The organism is Virgibacillus litoralis, assembly GCF_017873675.1.
Lineage (GTDB): Bacteria > Bacillota > Bacilli > Bacillales > Amphibacillaceae > Lentibacillus > Lentibacillus litoralis.
In genome coordinates this window covers 53,998-74,875 of record NZ_JAGGKK010000009.1, presented here as the reverse complement: position 1 = coordinate 74,875, position 20,878 = coordinate 53,998, and the positions used below count along the sequence as shown (strand labels likewise).

The window sequence follows — 20,878 nt, the reverse complement described above, 5'->3', positions numbered from 1 at the left end:
GGGGGTGTTTTACTGTCTATACAAATAACCCAACGGCAAGATATATCCCAACAGCAATCCCTACACCTATTGAGCAGATTTTTAATTTATAGCGCGCATAATCGACCAAAGGCATCTCCAGGATGGATGCAGTTGTTATGGTTGTGTCGCCAAGTGGAGATGTCATCGCGCCAAATGAACCACTTGCAAATACAGCCCCTACCGTCAAAGGAATCGACGCACCTGTCGATACAGCCAGTGCTATTCCAAGTGGCATGAATAAGCCCCATGTTCCCCAGGATGATCCAATGAAGTAGGCAACAACCGAACCGAGGAGAAATATGATAGCAGGAATAGTAAAGCTTGGTAAAAAAGAACCTAGCGTTGAGCTGATGAACTGGGAAAACCCGAGATCTTCTGCAACGAGCGACAATGCCCAAACAAGTACAAGCAGAATAATAGCTTGCATCAATTGGTTTCCTCCATCAAAGAAGTGGAAGATTGTTTCCCCTAATTCCTGTTTACGTATCATGTAAAAAACAAAGGTGATTATTAGTGTTATAAATACCGCCAGCAGCATAACAAACGTTGCATCGGCCTCCGAGAACGCTTGGAAAATAGTGTCCGCTCCCTTAGCGACTCCATCTTGCCACAAAAGGAATAGCGACAACCCCAGTAATAAAAATAAAGGCACAATCAGGTTCCAAGGCTGTGCTTTAACCATCGATAACTCCTTTTTAATTCCTTTACGGTGATAGCTCTCTTCCTCATTTGATTTCTTTTTTTCCACTTCTTTCTCAGAAGACGACCAGAATGTTCGAATCAGCCCTATGATCAGCATAACGATGGCAAAAAAGTTAAACGGAATACTGAGCAGGAAAATTTGATATGGATCCATATCCAGATTATGTTTCTGAATGCCACCCTCAACAAGTGAGACCATAAAACCGACAAATGCAGTCGCAACAGGTAACAGGACAATTACCGAACTAGTCGATACATCCATCGTGAAACCGACTTTCCGTTTGGATATTTTCATTTCACTCATCAGCGATTTAACCACTGGACCGATCATCATAATCCGGAACATCGGCATCATAAATGTAAATGGCAGTGTGAGCCAAATCAGGCTTAACAATCCACGTTGTGAATCTATCTTTCCACCAATCCACTCAGAAAAACCCTTAATACCACCTGAGATTCTCATCATGCCTATAAGGCCGCCAAATAAATAAAGAAAGGCAATAATCTTAATGTTATTTTCGTCTGATAAAGTCGTTACGATATAATTGACAGTTTCCTGGGACCCGCCTAACACACTAAATTCAACAAGCAACGCTCCAACAAGGAGGCCAAGCACAAGTCCCGGCAGGATTTTTTTAAGCCAAATGGACAATCCGATAACGATTATAAATGGGATTAAGGATAGCCAAGCATGTTCCATTGTAACTGCCACCTTCCATAGTTACGTTTTACTTGATTTCATTCTGTGTTAATTAAAGTATTAATTGTACTTAGGTTTTCAAACAACCAATCCGTTTTGTCTCACATAAACTAGATATAATTCCAGTAAGTTAGGAGGCAAAGTTATGGAAAAAAAGAATGGGAATTTACGTCCGCGGATTTGCCTATTTCCAGGATACAGATGGTGCGGGCCGGCCTGCAGTGGACCAGGTTCTCCAGTTAACAAGATTGATGCTGCCTGTAAAGAACATGATATGTGCTATAGACGGTATGGTCCCTCATGTAAATGTGATCAAGAATTTCTTTACCGTCTTCGCCCTCTAATCAACCCTTATACACAACAAGGAAGACATGCCAGAACACTTTATTACGTCATGAAAATACAAACACTATTTTGCTAATTTAAAAACACTTACTCTAATGAAAGGGTGGTAGCTGCAAATCATGCTGAGAAATCATCCGTCTGCATGCCAACGGTCTATTTATCACGATTATTATCTTTATTTATATCCTTACCTTCCAGGGCTTCCAGCGCGGACCGCCGTTCTTTTCTTTTCCTTCGGCGAAGCTCTTTTGTTTCACGATGATCAATGTAAATTGTTGGTGGCTCATAATCCTTGGATGCCCTTATGTCTTCATTGGAGGCTTTCATAAATGACCATGCCATCAACGCCATGATGAAAATGACTGGAAAACCGGCTACAATACTGGCTGTTTGAAGCGTCTGGAGGTCCCCGACAATCATCAGAACAAGTGGCATCAGACAAAGTGTGAATGCCCAGAACAGGCGATTCCAGCGGAGTGGTTCTCCCTTTACTTCCTTTTGGACAACGGCAGACAGTATATAGGATGATGAATCGAAGGTCGTTGCCAGGAAAATAATTGCAAGTATGGTGAAAAGGGTAACCATTATGCCGGACATTGGAAGCTGGTTCATAATGGCGATAATAGCTGCAGGTGCACCATTTTCATTCATGAAACTAATAACATCAAAACTTCCGGTCAGCTGTAAATGCAGACCATAGTTCCCCATAATTCCAAAAAACAGGATACAGCCTATTGTTCCATACATCATTGTGCCGAAAATCATTTCTTGTATCGTTCTCCCGCGGGAAATACGAGCAACAAACAAACCAACAAATGGTGCATAAACTACCCACCAAGCCCAGTAAAATACTGTCCAAGCTTCAGGGAATTCGGTTTCGGTGAATCCGTTTATATTTCCAAATGGTTCCAGCCATGTCGCCATTTTAAAGAAATTATCGAATATAAGACCGATGCTGGTCAATGTCGTTTCACTAATAAACAAGGTTGGACCAAAGATAAAGATAAATAATAAAATGAAGATGGCAAGCCATAAGTTAATATCACTTAATACTTTTATTCCGCGACGCAAGCCGGAATAGGCGCTTATAGCAAAAATAGCAGTACAAATCAGCATAATCACAGCTTTTAAGGTTAGGTTCACGGGTAAGCCGGTAATCGAGTTAACACCTTCAGCAATCATAGGGGTACCTAGTGCTAGTGTTGTTCCTGCGCCACCCATAAGTCCGAACATGAAAAGGACATCAATAACTATTCCTAGTGGTGTATCTACCAATCGTCCGAGGACGGGTCTTACTGCTTCACTTATTTTCAATACAGGTTTTTTTCTTACATAATAAAAGTATGCAATTGGCAGCGCTGGCAGTGTATAAATCGCCCAAGCTATCGGTCCCCAGTGGAAGATACCATATGCAGGTGCCCAGTTAATCGCTTCACGAGAGTTCCCCTCTATGCCAAATGGCGGACCTTGATAATAGTAAGCCCATTCGATCATTCCCCAGTAGAGAATACTCGAACCGATCCCCGCAGCAAAAAGCATGGCTGCCCATGAAATAGTTCCAAATTCCCTTTCATCATCTTCATCCCCAAGCTTTATACGACCGTTTTTGCTGAACGCAACAAAGATCAGAAATGCGAAAGCTGCGAGTCCACCTAATAAATAGAGCACACCAAAATTCCCTGTCATGAATTCATTTGCAGCACTGACAATCTCTTTTCCCGCTTCAGGGAAAACAGCAAGTGGAATGGAAACAGCGAGGAGTAATATTAGAGCACCTATAAATGTTGGCCAGTCAATCAAATTTTTGTTCATTTCGATATCACCCTTTCTAAAGATAGCTTTTCTATAACGGAGCAGGATATACACAATCATTAATCTTTCTTAGCAGTTTGCAGAAGACATACAGTACTGTGTAAGGGGATGTGGAATTAATAAAAAAGTGTTTTTAGTAAACAGTATAAGCAGGAGAGAAAACTTATTATAATGGACACTGTTAGGAGGAATTACATGAATAAAAACGTTATCTTATCATGTGCGGTGACAGGTGCTGGAGATACTACATCAAAAAATCCTAATGTACCTGTAACACCAAAAGAAATTGCAGATTCATCCATTAAAGCGGCAAAAGCAGGTGCAACAATTGCTCATGTTCATGTACGCGATCCTAAGACAGGAAAGCTAAGTCATGATGTGGAACTTTTTAAAGAAGTGGTGGAACGAATACGTGAAGCAGATACAGATGTGATTATTAATATTACTGCCGGTGGTGGTGGCGACTGGGTTCCAAGTGATGCTGATCCTGCTAAGGGCGGTGAGGGTACCGATATGCAAACCCCTGAACAGCGCCATGAGCCAGTAGGTATGCTGTTACCTGAAATTTGTACGCTTGATTGCGGAAGTGTCAATTTTGGGAATCAGGTTTATGTCAGCCCCACAGACTGGCTGCGAAAACAAGCAAGGCTAATTCAGGAAAGCGGTGTTAAACCAGAACTTGAGTGTTTTGATACAGGGCATGTACGTTTTGCAAATCAACTGGTTGAAGAGGGGTTGATTGATGGTGATCCAATGTTCCAATTTTGCCTTGGAATTCCGTGGGGAGCAGATGCTGATGCAGAGACACTGGCATATATGAAAAGCCGTGTCGCGGATAATGCTAGCTGGGCTGCGTTTGGTATCGGACGGATGCAAATGCCAATGGTAGCCGAATCAGTCCTTCAGGGCGGAAACATTCGTGTTGGCTTGGAAGACAATATGTATTTAAAAAAGGGAACATTGGCGACAAATGAGCAGCTGGTTGATAAAGCAATTGGAATTGTCCATAGTTTAGGATCAGAAATTATGACTCCGCATGATGCACGTGAATTATTAAAAATTCGTAAACAAGATGGGAAGGCGGATCAACATGGATGGACATGATATTTCTCAGATAAAAAACATCACTGTCGTAGGGACTGGTGTAATCGGTAATGGCTGGATTACTCGATTTTTAGCGAACGGTTATCATGTCACGGCAACTGACCCGGATCCGACGGCAGAAGTACGAATGCGTGATGCAGTAGAACAAGCCTGGCCAGCAATGGAGAAGATGGGATTATCAGATGAGGCATCTATGCATGATTTGTCTTTTGAAACAGACCTTGAAACTGCCCTGGCTCATGCTGATTTTGTTCAGGAAAACGTACCGGAGCGTGAACAGCTTAAACGAAAAGTTATCGCTGAAATAGACCAATTCGCTCCTAAAGAAACGGTGATTGCGTCGAGTACATCCGGCATATTGCCAAGCACACTTCAGGCTGATTGCGCTCACCATCCAGAGCGCGTTATTGTTGCCCACCCATTTAATCCAGTTTACTTAATACCATTAGTAGAACTGGTTGGCGGCAGTAAAACCGAGTTGTTTTTTATCGAAAAAGCAAAGGATTTTTATGATAAGATAAATATGAAACCACTTGTTATCCAAAAAGAAATCGAAGGGCATGTCGCTGATCGATTAATGGAAGCTATTTGGCGCGAATCACTTCATATAGTTAACGATGGTATTGCAACAACAGAAGAGGTCGATGCCTCTATCATCTACGGGCCAGGGTTACGCTGGGCATTGATGGGACCGTTTTTAACATTACATATGGGAGGCGGCAAGCAAGGTATGCGTCATTTGCTTGATCAATTTAGTCCAGCATTGAAGCTGCCATGGACAAAACTTGTGGCTCCTGAATTAACCGACGAATTGGCTCAAAAGGTCATTACCGGCTGCGAAAAGCAGACTGATGGAGTTGAGATGAACAGTCTAGAAGTACGCAGGGATCAATTTTTGATTGAACTGCAGCAGTTATTAGAAAAATACTGGCCTGGCGCAAATCTTACCGGTAAACTTTGATAGAAAGAGGGAGTTTTATATGGGAGAAGCAAAAGTAATTATTACTGATCAAGTTCCGGAGGATTGGATTGACTATAATGGGCATATGAATGATGCTGAATATGTCCGTGCATTCAGCTGGGGCGTCGATCGATTTATGAAGCTGGTTGGAATTACAGATGACTTTCGCGAAAATAATCACTATACGGTTTTTACAATGGAAAATCATGTTTGTTATTTAGCTGAAATGAAGCTTGGTGAACCGTTTGAAGTGCATCTGCAAATGCTTGATTATGACGAAAAACGCGCACATGTTTTTTACGAATTATATGGTGAAAATGGAAAACGTGCTGCAACAAGCGAGCAAATGCTGATGGGAATTGACCAAACATCAGGCAGACCTGCACCTTTTCCAGATGAAATTTTTGCAATGGTTAAAGATTTAGCAGCTTATCATACTCCAGACAAGAAGCCCAAAGAAGCTGGTCGAGTAATAGGAATACGAAGCAAGAAGAAGTAATGTAAAGGCGTTGCTCATCGAGTGACGTCTTTTTAAGCAGTTAAGAAATTATAAATACCTTCTTACTGCATAAGTGCAACTAAGGCTTATCTATATAAAGGCTTGGCGATAAGCCAAGTTTTAAAAATAATGGAGCGTTGGAAAGTTTGAAAGTAACCTTTATACTTAGCAATACAATTAATTTCTAGGGGAGAATGTGAAAATGATTGAGTTAAAGCAATTCGAAAGTACGGATTTCCAACAGCTGATCAATTGGATTAACACAGAAGAATTTTTATACCAATGGGGTGGTGCTAATCAATTTGAGTACCCTTTAAGTGAAAGCCAATTATCAAACTATATTCAGAATGCGAATAGCGAAGATTCCGATACATTTGCATATAAAGTTGTGTATAAAGAATCAGGAAACACAATTGGTCATATTTCGTTAGGAAGGATTGATAAAGCCAACAATAAGGGGCGAATCGGCAGAGTATTAATTGGTGATAAAAGCGTGAGAGGACAAGGGATAGGTCAGCAAATGATTAGAGAAGTCTTAAGAATTGCTTTTGAAAAACATAATTTGCACAGAGTGAGTCTTGGTGTATATGATTTTAATGCGTCAGCAATTGCTTGCTATGAGAAGTCAGGATTTACAAAAGAAGGGTTACATAGAGAAGCAGCAAAAGTTGGAGATGAGTACTGGAACGTATGGGAAATGAGTATATTGGAAAATGAATGGTTCAAGGAATAGAAAGGTTGGGTGTCGTGCAAAATATGGGACCTGAAGGAACTATTGGCAAATTAGAAATTTATGCAAAAGTTAAAATTTTGAAAGGTGAAAACTTTGTAACGATTGAAGAGACAAAGGCATTAAGTGCTGAGGAAATGATTGCTTTTATAACTAATTTTATTGATGACCTTGAACTCGGGGAAATCCCCAATGTGAACATTATGGTAAACAGTAAATTCACTGAAGAGATCTATGAATTGCTTCAGGACAATAATTTTCAGTTTCATGATGAAATGGTCACTGTTTATAAGGAACTTAATGAGGTAGTTGAACTGGAATCTAATTTTACATTTAAGTCATTACATAGTATTTCGCAACATGAGTTTAAAGAAATTTGGGCAGAATCAATGACTGATTCACTCAATGCCCCATCTTCATTAACGCTTGATGAACAAATGAAAAGCTTGGAAATAGAATTAGGTCCTGACTATAAAGATTCCTGTTTAGTTGCTTATGAGGAAGAGCGGCCAGTTGGAGTTGCTATTCCACATATTGAACCAGGTACCCTAGACGAAGGAAGGCTTTTTTATTTTGGCTTGATTCCAAGCGAACGTGGCAAAGGAAAAAGCATGCCCCTTCATAAACTCGCACTGCAGCTGTTAAAGGATGAATTTAATGCTACCTGTTATATTGGCGGTACGAGTGAAAGTAACCAGCCGATGTTAAAAACTTTTATGGCCAATGGGTGTCATGTGATTGAGCGGAATAAGGTTTATAAGATGATCAGTTAAATCCCCAAAATACTGAAGTTCACAATGGAAGCGCTGAAGTTCACACTGATTTCGCCGAAGTTCACAATAGGGTTGCTTGAAGTTCACAACAAGTTCGCCGAAGTTCACAAAAATCATTGCAATTATATTAAAACTTAAATCCTCCATTAAGACTATTTTTTTATATCAGTATTGCAAGAAGTAATATTCTATGATAGTCTTTCAATACAATATATTGGTATATAAATAGAAATAACAACTATATATAGTGTTACAAGTTAAGGTGACATCCATTGTCATAATAGGGAATCCAGTGAAAAACTGGAGCTGTCCCCGCAACTGTAAGTGTGGACGAACGAGTAACCCACTGTACCGAAAGCTTCATGGCTACGGTATGGGAAGGACTCTAGTAGACAGAAGCACGAGCCAGGAGACCTGCCATAGCTTGTAGTTTCAATTCCTCGGGGTAAGAGAAGGTGAAACGATAGAGAGAGCTAGATACATATCTTCTGTCGTTCTAACCGTTCATCCCCTGGGTGGACGTTTTTTGTTTTATAGGAAATTATAAAATTTAAGTGCTGTGGATAACTGGACTTCTGAATCAGCAACGTCCAGCTCCGACGTACAGGACGTACTAGTGCCGGTGACGCCACAGGACGTGGCGTTCTCACCGGCCAGCGCCTAGCGCCTAGTAGACTTCCCTCTCCGTGTCTACGATAAGTGAACATCGAATCGCTTACGCTCTTCGTGTATCCTTTATCTCACACGGGTCAGTCCAGTCCATACGGCGCTGAACAGGCGCTTGCGCTTTTGTTCTTTTAGAAAAAAGGAGGAAAAAACATGGTAATGACAGCAAATGGGCAAATCTCGCAATTGATTGACTATGCAACAAAAGGATTGAATATAAACAAAGAAATTTTGTTGGAAAAAGCCAATCAAACCGGCACCACGGAAAACCTAATAAAAATAGCGCTTGAAAATATCGATGAGGCCAACCCTGATTGGACCTTTGCAGCTAGCCGTATTTATTTAAAAGAATTATACAAAACTGCGGCAGAAAACAGGGGATATGATGCGGATTTACAGTACGGAAACTTCTATGAACTTATCACAACACTTACGGAAAAGGGTATCTATTCAGAGCATTTGTTAAAAACGTATAAGAAAGAAGAAATAGATTACTTTGCCGAAGTGATTCAGCCAGAGAGGGACTTATTATTTAACTACTTGGGACTGTACACGCTGGCAACTCGCTACCTTGCAACAGACCATAACAAGAATACATATGAGCTACCACAGGAAAGATGGATGATCATTGCGATGTACTTAATGCAGGATGAGGCGAAAGTAAATCGCAGTCATTATGTGACAGAAGCATACTGGGCGTTGAGTAATTTATATATGACCGTTGCCACACCAACCTTAACAAATGCAGGTAAATCCCACGGTCAGCTGTCCAGCTGTTTTATCGACACAGTAGATGATAGTTTGCAGTCTATCTATGACAGTAATACTGATATTGCTAAGCTTTCCAAAAATGGTGGTGGAATTGGTGTTTATATGGGGAAAATCCGCAGCCGAGGCAGTTCAATCAAGGGATACAAGAATATGTCCAGCGGTGTCGTTCCATGGATTAAGCAACTCAACAATACCGCTGTTAACGTAGACCAGCTGGGGACACGAAAAGGTGCGATCGCTATCTATCTGGATGTATGGCATAAAGATATTGAGCCATTTCTCGATCTTAAATTAAATAATGGTGATGATCGTATGCGCGCCCATGATATTTTCACGGGTGTCAGCTTACCGGATTATTTTATGGAACAGGTAGAAAACCGCGGTGATTGGCATTTATTTGATCCGCATGAAGTTCGTCAGGTTATGGGTTATTCCCTGGAAGATTTTTATGATGAGGAAAAAGGCGATGGTACGTGGCGTCAGAAGTACCTGGAATGTGTACAATCGACGGAGCTATCGAGTAAAGTCGTGCCGGCAATAGATATTATCAAACGAATTATGAAATCACAGCTTGAGTCGGGAACACCATTCATGTTCTACCGTGATGAAGTGAACCGGAAAAATAATAATCCACATAACGGGATGATTTATTGCTCAAATTTATGCACTGAGATTACTCAGAATCAATCACCAACTGAATTTCTGGAGGAGTATGTGGAAGCTGAGAATACGATTGTAAAAAAATATAAAGCAGGCGATTATGTAGTTTGCAATTTAAGCTCGATTAACCTGGGACAAGCAGTTCCTGATGGTGTGCTTGAGCGGCTTATTACTATTCAGGTTCGTATGCTGGATAACGTGATTGACATCAACACATTACCAATTAAACAAACACAAATGACGAATCAAAAATACCGTGCTATTGGTCTTGGGACATTCGGCTGGCACCATCTGCTGGCAAAAGAACATATCCATTGGGAATCAGATGAGGCAGTATCCTATGCCGACAACTTATATGAAAAAATTGCCTACCTGACGATAAAGAACAGCATGGAACTTAGTAAAGAAAAAGGGAACTATTCAGCGTTTGGTGGCAGTAAATGGCAAAATGGGAGCTATTTTACCGAAAAGGGCTATACCGATGAAAAGTGGCTAAACCTGAAGCATGACGTAGCAGAAAATGGCATTCGAAATGGCTATCTCATGGCGGTTGCACCAAATTCATCTACATCCATGATTGCTGGCTCCACTGCGAGTATCGATCCAATTTTCAAACCGTTTTACTATGAGGAAAAAAAGGATTTCAAGATTGCAGTCACTGCACCAGAACTAGATTCCCAGTCATATGATGTTTACCGAAGATCAGCATATATTCTTGATCAGCGCTGGTCGATTAGACAGAATGCTGCAAGACAAAAACATATTGATCAAAGTATATCGTTCAACTTTTATGTCCCGCACACTATTAAAGCGTCAGTGATGCTTGATTTACATCTCCAGGCATGGAAGGAAGGTCTAAAGACGACCTATTATGTACGTTCAACAGCCAATGATGTCGAAGAATGTGTGTGGTGTGAGAGTTGAGAAGTTTAATAGCTTATCTATCATACAGTGGGAACACAAAGGAAGTAGCGGAAATTATTGCTGAGCAAGCAAGATCAGACGGTATGACAGCAGAGATGCATCGGATTGGAATTGATCCTCCAATTGATGCATCTGAATACGATTATATTTTTCTCGGAACGTTCACGTGGGATATGGGTCGTACGCCAGATGAAGTGAAAGATTTTGTGCTGGAGGTTGGCTATAAACCTGAGCATGTCGCTGTGTTTGGTACTGGTGATACGCAATTCGGCGGGGATAAGCTCTTTTGTAGAGCAGTCGATAAATTAACAACTTTTTATCATAGCCAGTGGCCGGGATTAAAAATTGAACAGTCACCACGAGGTTCACAGGAGCAAGTAGTAGAAAAATGGGTAGAAGGAGTGTTGCACGATGTCAAAATCCTTGCTTAAAAAAGCGAAAACATTAGAGCCATTGCACCCTAACAAATCAACGGCACTATTCGGAGGGGAAGCAAGCGGAATTTTGAACTGGAACGATATCGCATATCCGCATTGGTATAAAATGTACAAGCGGCTCATCGGAAATTACTGGCAGGCTGATGAAGTAAATATGTCCGGCGACGTACGCCAGTTTTCGTTGCTTGCGAAAACGGATCAGGACGCTTATTTAAAAATTATTGGACTATTATCAACCCTGGATGCACCTCAGACAAGAACGGCACTGCTCTTCTCCTTGTATGCCAGTGATCCGTCTGTCCAGTCGATCATGGCAGTGATTGCCCAGCAGGAAGCCGTCCATAATGAGAGTTATTCCTATGTGCTGTCGTCTGTCGTATCACTCGATGAACAAAATGAGGCATTCCAGCTCGGGCGCAATGATCCGATATTGCTAAAAAGAAATGATAAGCTCATGCAGCAATACAATGCATTTGTGGACGAGCCAACGATGGAAAACATTCTAAAAACAATGGTGTATACTGGGTTGCTTGAAGGCATGTTTTTCTACTCAGGATTCGCATTCTTTTATAATCTGGCCAGACAAAATAAAATGGTCGGTACATCAACAATGATAAGCTATATCAATAGGGATGAACTTGAGCATGGCCGGTTTATTGCTGAGTTATTCCGAGCAACCCTGGATGAGAATCCGGAGTTAAATACGGCTGAATTTACTGAATGGATTTACCGGCAGTTTAGCGAGTCAGTCGAGCTTGAAACAGAGTGGTCCCGTTATGTTTTGGAAAATGTTGAAGGTATCGATTTGGATGAAATGTCAGGCTACGTTAAATACCGTGCGAACAAAATGCTGCGTATGATGGGACTCAGCGAAATCTATCCTGATCATACAGATAATCCAATGAAATGGATCCGTGCTTATGTTGATAACTTCGATGGAACGAAAACAGACTTTTTTGAGCAAAAGTCACGACAATATACGAAGACGAGCGATTTGAATGGATTTGATGACCTTTAGTTTAGCGTGATAAGGATGATTGGCTCAAATTGTCACAGTATCGGCTGATGCAGACACAAGTTCGGCCCAAGTTGTCACAAAATCGGCTCAAGTTCACAAATATCCGGCTCAAATATTCACAATTGAGTTCAATAAATACAAGAAACGGTGTGCCCACTCTAGAGCACACCGTTCCATCTTATAATCCAGCCAACAGAACTATATCACCAGTTATTGCGTTCACACCATATGGACAGTCCATTTTCCCACACATGATGTAACTATTTTTCTCATTGTTATAAACATAAACAGGTTCTACTTCTACATAATCGCGAATCTTTTCGAATGCTTCCTCCTGTGAAACAGATGGATCATCCGCATCTTTAAAATGCTTAAACATATCAAGCAGCATATCATTATCGATATAATTAACAGCGTTATAATTTTCACGATCAATCATTAGTTTAATTTTTCGATCAAAAGCACGGTTCGTAAACTTCGTTGGTTTTAGTTCCGCGAAAATATATCCATTCTCAAGATATAATCCAGTTAACTTCCATTCACCGCTTTCATTCGGGAATTCCAATTGCAGAAAACGCAATACCTCTTGTTCACAAGTCTCCACTTCCGTATTGGTTATTGGTATTGTGTCTGGATGCGGTTCATTTGCCAGTAACTGATCAAGCGTCACCTCAATCGACAAGTCTGTATCTTGCTTTATAAATTCTCCTTCACTTGGCTTGTCCCATTTCATTACACTATTTTTCTTTACAAATGAGTTTAGGTCCTTATCAAATGGGATTGTTCTTTCCCCATCATTTACTAAATAAATCTCCTCTATTCCATAGATTGGCAGCCATTTCTCCTGATCCTTGTCAGGGACTTCTATTAACTTACATTGCCTGCTTGCTAGGGGTTCATACTTATCGGGTGTTAAACTAAATGGTTCCCACTGTATTTGGTCCTCATTCGGGAAATCCCCATCAATCGAAAATATAGTTAGTTTTCCTTCATTGTTAAACTCTAGTTCAATTGTTCCAGTTGGTGCCACAGGGATATTGTCAACAGCTGCTCCAAAGCTTAAAACATTGTCATCCTCGCTAACGAGCAGGAATTGTCTGCCAAAAGTTAAACCAGTCAATTCTTCAATCCATTCAATCGCATTTTCTTTTTCGGAAGATGGATACAAGCTGCTTTCGGCATATGATACATCCTCCACAAAAATAATGCGCTTAACAGCCTTGGTGTGGAAATTAATATCAATTACAGCTGTTCCAGGCGGGTTATAATCCTCATCAGATTGGGTCAGCTCTTTCGGAAACCATTCCATATTCAAAATATATGCTGTTTCATTTAAGTTATTTATCTCGCGAAAAAAATGATGTCTTTTCAGATAGTAATCATTTAGTCCAAGTTTTTCATGGGTATAGTCAATTAGGTTCTGAAGCTGTTCATTCATTGGAAAAACCTCTCTTTTTACAAATTATGTCCATTATAACATTTCAATTAGTTCTTTCTATCCATATTAATTTCAACTGTATATGTTAGCCTAAATAACAGCATTATAAGTAAAAACAACATAGAAAAAAAGGAGTGTAACATATGGGTATTGAACATAATCCTACTTTGCTTTGGTTTGTGGGAGCCTATGGACTTATCATGATTATAATGGGTATTTACTATTCACGAAAAATATCCAATAGTGAGGACTTCATTTTAGCAGGAAAAGGGTTAGGAACGATAGTCTTAACAGGTACATTGCTTGCTACGTGGACAGGCAGTGGAAGTATTTCTGGTGGAGAGACATCAATGGCATTCACCTATGGAATTATCCCTGCACTAATGATGATGATCCCCACCCTTGTGGGTATTGGTATACTTTATTTAATTGCACCAAAAATTCGTGAATTCGGTAAGTATACCGTATCGGGGATTTTGGAAGAGAAATACGGTTCAACTGCAAGAATGATTGCAAGTATCATTATTATTCTTGCCTTCGTTGGAATCGTTTCGTACCAAATGACAGGTCTTGGATTTATTTTAAACTTAACAACTGGAATGTCAGTAGAAGTGGGTACCATTATTGGAGCAGTTCTCATCGTGTTTCTGGCATCAATCGGTGGCCTCCGTTCAGTCGCACCAACCGATGCATTAAGTGCATTTTTGGCAATCGCAGCATTGTTTATTACATTGCCAACGATTTATGTGATAGCAGGTGGCTGGGAAGGCGTAACGAATAATGTTCCGGCTGAACACTTAACTGCAACAGGTGAATTAAACAACATCCAATTACTCGGGTTCTTGTTACCATCCTTATTTCTGCTGTTAGGTGACCAGAACATGTACCAGCGTCTGGCATCATCGACAGGAGGTAAATCAGCAAAAAGAGCCCAAATTGGCTGGCTAATTGGAATGCTGCTTATTTCTCCAGCGATTTCATTTATTGCGTTTGCATCTAGTTCTATGTTCCCAAATATCGATCCTGGAATGGCATTAATGGCTACAACCACTGTGATGCCAACAGTGATTGGCGGAATACTGCTGGCTGCTGCAACAGCGTTTATTGTAACTACAGGTAATTCTTATCTTTTATCAGCAGCTACCAACGTGACATATGATATCGTCGGAAAATATATGAAAAAAGAAGCTTCGGACAAGCAGTTATTAGGAATGACAAAATTTTTCATTATTCTGTTGGGTGTGGTATCGTATATTTTAATCCGATTCTTCCCAACAGTCCTTGAAGTACAAATGTACGCATATACAGTTTATGGAGCAGGTCTTACCCCAGCATTACTCGCCGTTTTCTTCTGGAAGCGTGTAAACATGGCTGGTGGTGTATCCTCAATGGTTGCTGGTGTCGTAACGACGTTAACCTGGGAAATTCTGCTTGGAAAGCCGTTTGAATTGAACAGTGTTATCGTAGCACTTCCGGTAGCTGTAATCGTACTGATTGTCGTCACACTAATGACTTCAGATGACCGAAATAAATAAAGTTCTATTCACCCTATAATCGAATCTCAATCCATTTAGGTGTCATAAATTTAAAAATAATTTATGACACTTTTTTGTCCCTTTACATTAACGTAACGTCAACGTTTATAGTGGTAATAGAAAGGGGTTAAAATATGCAAATTAAAGAAGTCGCAAAACAGTTAAATACAACACCAAGAGCAATACGATTTTATGAAGAAAAGGGACTGATTACGCCAAAGAAAGACACAGAAAATCACTACAGAATCTATTCTGAAAAAGACCTTCTGCATCTAAGTACAATTCTTGCATTACGGGAAATCGGCATGCGTATTGAAAATATAAAGGGAATTCTGGATAATCCTAATATGAGTATGAGAGATTATTTGAACGTTCAGCGATCAGCTCTCTTTGAAAAATGGATTGAGATGAAGGATATGATCAACACGATTGATAAAATGGTAGAACAGACAGCAGATGATAACTATCAGGCACAAGATATCTTCATACTTTCCCAGCACTTAAAAAACATGAAAAATTTGCGGAAAAACTGGGAGGACAAATGGAATTTTGATAAGCAGGCTGCAGGATATGATCAGAATATCAAAATGGCCGGCTATCGATTTAATGTTCATCAGGATTATGATAAAGCATTATCCAGAATTACAGATACGATCAAGCTACTGCCAGATGATGTATGTGTGGATATTGGAGTCGGCACTGGTAACTTAGGATCGAGATTTCTCGAAAAGCAAGTGAATGTAATCGGCGTTGATCAATCCGAAGAAATGCTTAAAGTTTGCAGCAAAAAACATCCGACAATTGAAACACGAAAAGGACACTTTCTGGCGCTCCCGTTGTTGGATGGCCATGCTGACGGAATCGTATCAAGCTATGCATTGCATCATATCCCAGATAATGAAAAGCTGCTTGCATTAGAAGAAATGACGCGTGTCCTGAAAGATGATGGGCAGATTTGTATTGTAGATTTGATGTTTCAAAATGAACAGCATCGAAAAGAAGTGATTGAACGATTCCGTACACAAGGAAATACTGAAGCAATCGAGGCTATTGAGGATGAATTTTATGCCGACCAATCAAGGTTAGAGGAATGGTTGATTGCTAACAATTACCACGTGGAGACATATCATTTTAACGATATATTAAGTATGGTTTATGCGAAGAAAAGGTAGTGAAACCAAGCGTACAGACTTTAGTTACACTTAAGCTGTCCATTAGCCATAATAGCTAATGGACAGCCCTTCATATTACTCATTAAAATAATTCTTTAAACCTTCAACAACTCCTTCTGCTACATTATTATGATATTCCGCTGTTCGAACCGTATCTAAATCATACGGATTGGTGATGAACCCCAGTTCAATTAACACAGACAAATCATTATTCTCACGCAGCACATGATATCCTTTTTGCATAACACCTCGATCTTTTAATGGAACTTTTTGTGCAATGGCAGATTGAATTTCACTTGCCAGAACACGATCATCCCCACCGGAATGGAAATAAGTACTTACACCATTTATCGCAAGTGATGGATATGCATTATAGTGAAGACTGATAAAAGCATGTGTATTATAAGCATTACTTATCCTCACGCGTTCTTCCAGAGGGATGAAATAATCGTCTTTACGGGTCAGGATAACGGTCGCTCCAGCATCACGTAACTGTTTAGCAACGTTATCAGCAGTATCCATGATGATTCCTTTTTCAAACGTACCACCAATCCCAATAGCACCAGGGTCTTTGCCGCCATGACCAGGATCAAGGACGATGTTGTATCCTGCTAAAGAGCCGCCGGATTGCTTTGTTGCATGATTGTTATTTTCGCTGGATTCTGCTGGATGATTGCTCCCGCTGGTATCTGTAAGCCAAGAAGCAATCCATGCAACAGAGCCATCGTTGAGTATAATTTTATTCCACTTATTTGATGTTTTAACCATGGTGTATGTATCTCCAGAGGAAGCATAACCGAGTATATTATGTTGTGTGCCTGGACCAGTTCTGAGTCTTACCTCATCAGCTGTAACTGTAATCTCCTTTTGGTTAACAGAAGTAACCCCATTAACGGCAAACAAATAATCCGATGCCACCCATGCTACTTGTCCGTAGTAATATGTTTGCACCCAACCAAAAGCTTTGTCGAAAACAACTAATCGGTCACCATCATTAAGCTGACCTATTACTTCAGCACTGTGGGCCGGGGCAGACCTGACATTCAGTGAATCAGTTCCAACCTCATATGTTTGGCCACTATCGGCATGAACGGAGGGGATAAATACTAAAAATAATAGCAAAAAACCACCAGCAATAATCAGAAATCGCTTTTGTTTCATGAAATCCTCCTTAAACTTAGTGCTCAATTTATTTCCTTTATAAAAAAATAATAAACCTTTTTTCTGCAAAATCAATCAAAAGAACTAGCAAAAAATGGAGGATTTATTTGGGGAATATAGAATTAATTAATAGAGTAGAAAGGAGAATTAAGATGAACAGAATCAATCTATTAACACTTGGTGTAGCAAATATAAGTGAATCGCTAAAGTTCTACCGTGATGGCTTAGACTTTCAAACTTCTGTATCAGATGATAATCCGGGTATTGTTTTCTTCCAAAACAATGGGACAAAGCTGGCATTGTACCCACTGGAAGAATTAGCAATGGATATAAATGATGAACACCCGCCAACAAAACATGGGTTCTCTGGAATTACACTTGCTTATAACGCAAAATCGCTTGAGGAAGTTGATGAAGTAATAAAAAAAGCTGAACAAGCTGGAGGTACTATAGTTAAATATCCTGTGCGTGTTTTTTGGGGTGGATATAGTGGTTATTTCTCAGACCCAGATGGCTATATGTGGGAAGTTGCCTATGGTGAAAACTGGGAATTCGATGAGAATGACATGTTAATTATTGATTAGGATAATGGAATGGTGGAGGCATTATGAATACAAATATATATTTAGTTCGTCACGCCCACTCGACTTATACACCTGATGAGCGAAAACGACCTTTATCTCAAAAAGGATTTATCACCGCTGGAAGGGTTACAGAATTGCTCCAAGATGAAAACATTAATGTGGTGGTATCTAGCCCTTATCTGCGTGCCATTCAGACAGTTGAAGGAACAGCAGAATACATAGAACAAGAAGTTATTTTAGAGGAGGGATTCAAAGAGCGCAAGTTAGCTGGAAAGCCAGTTGATGATTTTGATGATGCCATAATGAAAGTCTGGCAGGATTATAATTTTGCGTGGCCCGGTGGAGAGTCAAATTATCATGCTCAACAAAGAGGCGTAGTGGCTATTAAGCATGTGTTAGAACAGTATAAAGGGAGAAATATTGCGGTTGGAACACATGGTAATATTATGGCGATAATCATGAATTATTTTGATAAGCAATATGATTTTCATTTCTGGAAAGCGTTAAGTATGCCGGATATCTACAAATTAACGTTCAATGAAAAAGCTTTAGTGAAAGTGAAAAGAGTATGGAGGGATTGAGGTAGATTAAAAATCGTAACATTAGGCAGGAGATTAATAGGAGAAAGTTATATGCAGCAATTACCATCATCTTAATCGTTATATTAAGTATTGTTTCACTTAATCAATACGAAACTAATAAAGATATGGAGGGTGAGCTGTATCGAAAGGAATTATTAATTTTTCAAAGTCATATAACAGGGACTGTAAGAGCAATAGAAAAGAGAAATCCTGCTCTCATGGAAAATGTCTTGTTGCAGATATCTACCTTTGAAACGTTTCACTCTTTATCTTCTGATTCACACGCTAACAGGCTACTTTCGAATTATGAACAGGGTGTTCGTAATTTACTAAATAGTGATATCGAGTCATATGATAAAGTTAAAGGTACTCTAAATGAGATTTTCAAATCCTTAATTATCTACAGTGATAAGGAACTGAACCAGGAATTATTCGACCGTATGACTAATGAACTGATGCCATTGGTGGAACAATTCCGGGATGAAACTGAAAAAGGTCTAAAACAGGTTAGCGATTTGCAAAAAAAGAATGGAAAAGTAGCCATTGAGAAATAAAATTAATTTAATAATTAATCAATCAGACACAGATGCGCGTTTGGTTTAACAGTACCTGGGGGAGCATAAATAAGGAGGATTTCTATGGACTTTATTATTAAAGCTTTGCTAGGTATTGGTCTTATATATTTTGTTATATTATCTTTTTATCTGTTCGTGATTTTTCGCAATAAGCAGAAATAGCTCATAGAGAAGGAGTCAATCATTATGAATCTATTAAAAAGCCAATATGATTTAATTAAATATACCAGAGAGCAGCTTTTTAGCTTTTGTGAACAGTTGAATCATGATGATTATGTAAAAGAAATTGAAGGATTTGGCTGGGGATCTATACGAAATCTCCATGCGCATGTTGCTGAATGCTACCAATCCTGGCTAGGTGAATTTGGACTTAAAAAGAATATAACACCTGTTAATCCTATGTCAGTAAGTGACGTCAATGGAATGAGGAAGGTATTTAAGGAAATTGACAATCTTGTCTACAATTTTATAGATGAATTCGAAGGTGAGTATGAATATAAACTGACAGGACAAGTTCCCTGGCAGGAAGATAATGAAGACCTCTCTGTAATATGGCTCTTCACACACACAACCACCCACGAGTTTCATCATAAAGGACAAATTGTATCAATGGCCAGGCAATTAGGATATATTCCATCTGATACGGATCTGTTAACACCAACAGATATGAAAAATCTTAGCTAATTTTATTAAATAGGAGTGAAGCAAATGTATGAGCTTAAAACGAAGGAAAATGACAATAGTGTGATAGAGTTCATCGAAAATGTTGATAGCATTAAAAAGCGTGAGGATGCTTACAAATTATTGGATATATTTACGGAAACAACAGGTTATTCAGCAAAGATGTGGGGGCCAAGCATCATTGGCTTTGGTTCCTATCATTATAAATATGCAACAGGCCACGAAGGCGATGCACCGCTTGTTGGTTTCTCACCACGTAAGGCGAAAATCAGTTTGTATTTTGCAACAGGTGATACAGAACGAGAGGAACTCCTTAAAGATTTTGGAAAGCATACAACAGGAAAAGCGTGTGTGTATATCAATAAATTAGCTGATATTGATGTTGATGTATTAAAAGCACTAATCAACCGTTCAATAGCTTTTTTAAGAGAAACGTATCCGAATGAGAAGGGTGACTAACTTGCAATGCCGATTTGTCAAAACTGCGAGAACGAATGGACGTGGATTCAATCAATTGCAGCTTTTAAGATGAAATGTCCACATTGTGGTGAAAAACAATATGAGACAACTAAGTCAAAAAAAAGAAGGTCATGGTTAGACTTCTTACCGTTAGCTGTATTCCCGATCACTGTATTGCTTGATTTAAATTTGTGGGCGGCATTGGTGACTATAACAGCGGTTATCATTGCTTCGTTCATCTTTCACCCATTTATATTAAAGTTATCCAATGAACAGGAACCATTTTGGTGAAATAGAGGAGCATTAATATACGAGTAAATGTAGGCGCATTTCTTGTATAAAGAATGCGTTTTTTAGAAGGTATTTTATGGAATAAGTAGAAATTGTCAATAAGACTTTTTCATAAAGGACAGACCAATATTAATAATTATAAGCATAAGATGATTAGGATATCTATCAAGTAAACTGTCTTGGTAAAGTGTGATTGCAGCAGGAGTAGAAGAGTCGGTGAAGCTAATTAAGAAGAGGGGGAATGTGGAGGGGCGCGATATAATAATTAATGATTACAC

At 39.5% G+C, this 20,878-nt stretch carries 21 protein-coding genes and 1 riboswitch; of the genes, 17 read left to right on the top strand and 4 right to left on the bottom strand.

The window, feature by feature from the left end:
• Positions 1-16: 16 nt before the first annotated feature.
• Positions 17-1,423, bottom strand: a complete 1,407-nt coding sequence (locus tag J2Z82_RS09410) for a Na+/H+ antiporter NhaC family protein (protein WP_209480548.1) — start codon at positions 1,421-1,423, stop codon at positions 17-19.
• 145 nt (positions 1,424-1,568) lie between these two features.
• Between J2Z82_RS09410 and J2Z82_RS09405 the strand changes: the two genes are divergently transcribed.
• On the top strand, positions 1,569-1,844 hold the full coding sequence (locus tag J2Z82_RS09405) for a phospholipase (protein ID WP_209480547.1): 276 nt from the start codon (positions 1,569-1,571) through the stop codon (positions 1,842-1,844).
• 77 nt (positions 1,845-1,921) lie between these two features.
• On the opposite strand, the gene J2Z82_RS09400 is transcribed toward J2Z82_RS09405, so the two are convergent.
• On the bottom strand, positions 1,922-3,580 hold the full coding sequence (locus tag J2Z82_RS09400; RefSeq protein ID WP_209480546.1) for a BCCT family transporter: 1,659 nt from the start codon (positions 3,578-3,580) through the stop codon (positions 1,922-1,924).
• 195 nt (positions 3,581-3,775) lie between these two features.
• On the opposite strand from J2Z82_RS09400, the gene J2Z82_RS09395 reads away from it, so the two are divergent.
• The 8 genes from J2Z82_RS09395 (at position 3,776) to J2Z82_RS09360 (ending at position 12,123) form a co-directional block, all read left to right on the top strand.
• On the top strand, positions 3,776-4,684 hold the full coding sequence (locus J2Z82_RS09395) for a beta-keto acid cleavage family enzyme (protein WP_209480545.1): 909 nt from the start codon (positions 3,776-3,778) through the stop codon (positions 4,682-4,684).
• Positions 4,671-5,645, top strand: coding sequence for a 3-hydroxyacyl-CoA dehydrogenase NAD-binding domain-containing protein (locus J2Z82_RS09390; RefSeq protein WP_209480544.1), 975 nt, complete (start codon positions 4,671-4,673; stop codon positions 5,643-5,645). Before J2Z82_RS09395 ends, J2Z82_RS09390 begins: the two co-directional genes overlap by 14 nt.
• Positions 5,646-5,664: 19 nt before the next feature.
• Positions 5,665-6,144 carry a thioesterase family protein gene (locus J2Z82_RS09385; RefSeq protein WP_209480543.1) on the top strand — a complete coding sequence of 160 codons (480 nt, stop codon included), beginning with the start codon at positions 5,665-5,667 and terminating at the stop codon, positions 6,142-6,144.
• Positions 6,145-6,346: 202 nt separating this feature from the next.
• Positions 6,347-6,877: a GNAT family N-acetyltransferase gene (locus J2Z82_RS09380; protein WP_209480542.1), complete on the top strand. Its 531-nt coding sequence runs from the start codon at positions 6,347-6,349 to the stop codon at positions 6,875-6,877.
• A gap of 5 nt (positions 6,878-6,882) precedes the next feature.
• On the top strand, positions 6,883-7,647 hold the full coding sequence (locus tag J2Z82_RS09375) for a GNAT family protein (protein WP_209480541.1): 765 nt from the start codon (positions 6,883-6,885) through the stop codon (positions 7,645-7,647).
• A 243-nt stretch (positions 7,648-7,890) separates the two neighbouring features.
• Positions 7,891-8,083: riboswitch (cobalamin riboswitch) on the top strand.
• Positions 8,084-8,466: 383 nt separating this feature from the next.
• The gene (locus J2Z82_RS09370) at positions 8,467-10,668 is read left to right on the top strand and encodes a ribonucleoside-diphosphate reductase subunit alpha (RefSeq protein ID WP_209480540.1); all 2,202 of its coding nucleotides are present in this window, start codon (positions 8,467-8,469) and stop codon (positions 10,666-10,668) included.
• Entirely contained in the window at positions 10,665-11,099 is a 435-nt protein-coding gene (locus J2Z82_RS09365) for a flavodoxin (RefSeq protein ID WP_209480539.1), read from the top strand. Before J2Z82_RS09370 ends, J2Z82_RS09365 begins: the two co-directional genes overlap by 4 nt.
• Positions 11,080-12,123: a ribonucleotide-diphosphate reductase subunit beta gene (locus tag J2Z82_RS09360; RefSeq protein ID WP_209480538.1), complete on the top strand. Its 1,044-nt coding sequence runs from the start codon at positions 11,080-11,082 to the stop codon at positions 12,121-12,123. Before J2Z82_RS09365 ends, J2Z82_RS09360 begins: the two co-directional genes overlap by 20 nt.
• Before the next feature lie 178 nt (positions 12,124-12,301).
• Here J2Z82_RS09360 and J2Z82_RS09355 read toward each other — a convergent pair whose 3' ends face one another.
• Entirely contained in the window at positions 12,302-13,561 is a 1,260-nt protein-coding gene (locus J2Z82_RS09355; RefSeq protein ID WP_209480537.1) for a hypothetical protein, read from the bottom strand.
• Positions 13,562-13,704: 143 nt separating this feature from the next.
• Between J2Z82_RS09355 and J2Z82_RS09350 the strand changes: the two genes are divergently transcribed.
• On the top strand, positions 13,705-15,096 hold the full coding sequence (locus J2Z82_RS09350) for a sodium:solute symporter family protein (RefSeq protein WP_209480536.1): 1,392 nt from the start codon (positions 13,705-13,707) through the stop codon (positions 15,094-15,096).
• A gap of 134 nt (positions 15,097-15,230) precedes the next feature.
• Positions 15,231-16,268: a MerR family transcriptional regulator gene (locus J2Z82_RS09345; RefSeq protein WP_209480535.1), complete on the top strand. Its 1,038-nt coding sequence runs from the start codon at positions 15,231-15,233 to the stop codon at positions 16,266-16,268.
• Between the two features lie 75 nt (positions 16,269-16,343).
• Here the strand turns inward: J2Z82_RS09345 and J2Z82_RS09340 are convergent, their stop codons facing one another.
• Entirely contained in the window at positions 16,344-17,429 is a 1,086-nt protein-coding gene (locus J2Z82_RS09340) for an N-acetylmuramoyl-L-alanine amidase family protein (protein ID WP_209480534.1), read from the bottom strand.
• 152 nt (positions 17,430-17,581) lie between these two features.
• Between J2Z82_RS09340 and J2Z82_RS09335 the strand changes: the two genes are divergently transcribed.
• From J2Z82_RS09335 to J2Z82_RS09310, 6 genes are all read left to right on the top strand, one after another.
• Complete coding sequence (locus J2Z82_RS09335) at positions 17,582-18,013, top strand: VOC family protein (protein WP_209480533.1); 432 nt, start codon at positions 17,582-17,584, stop codon at positions 18,011-18,013.
• 23 nt (positions 18,014-18,036) lie between these two features.
• Positions 18,037-18,594 carry a histidine phosphatase family protein gene (locus J2Z82_RS09330; RefSeq protein ID WP_209480532.1) on the top strand — a complete coding sequence of 186 codons (558 nt, stop codon included), beginning with the start codon at positions 18,037-18,039 and terminating at the stop codon, positions 18,592-18,594.
• Positions 18,595-18,812: 218 nt separating this feature from the next.
• A complete protein-coding gene (locus J2Z82_RS09325) occupies positions 18,813-19,148 on the top strand; it encodes a hypothetical protein (protein WP_209480531.1) in 336 nt (111 codons plus the stop codon).
• Positions 19,149-19,355: 207 nt separating this feature from the next.
• A complete protein-coding gene (locus tag J2Z82_RS09320; protein WP_209480530.1) occupies positions 19,356-19,853 on the top strand; it encodes a DinB family protein in 498 nt (165 codons plus the stop codon).
• A gap of 24 nt (positions 19,854-19,877) precedes the next feature.
• Complete coding sequence (locus tag J2Z82_RS09315; protein WP_209480529.1) at positions 19,878-20,309, top strand: DUF1801 domain-containing protein; 432 nt, start codon at positions 19,878-19,880, stop codon at positions 20,307-20,309.
• A gap of 6 nt (positions 20,310-20,315) precedes the next feature.
• Positions 20,316-20,600, top strand: a complete 285-nt coding sequence (locus tag J2Z82_RS09310; protein ID WP_209480528.1) for a TIGR04104 family putative zinc finger protein — start codon at positions 20,316-20,318, stop codon at positions 20,598-20,600.
• Positions 20,601-20,878 lie beyond the last annotated feature (278 nt).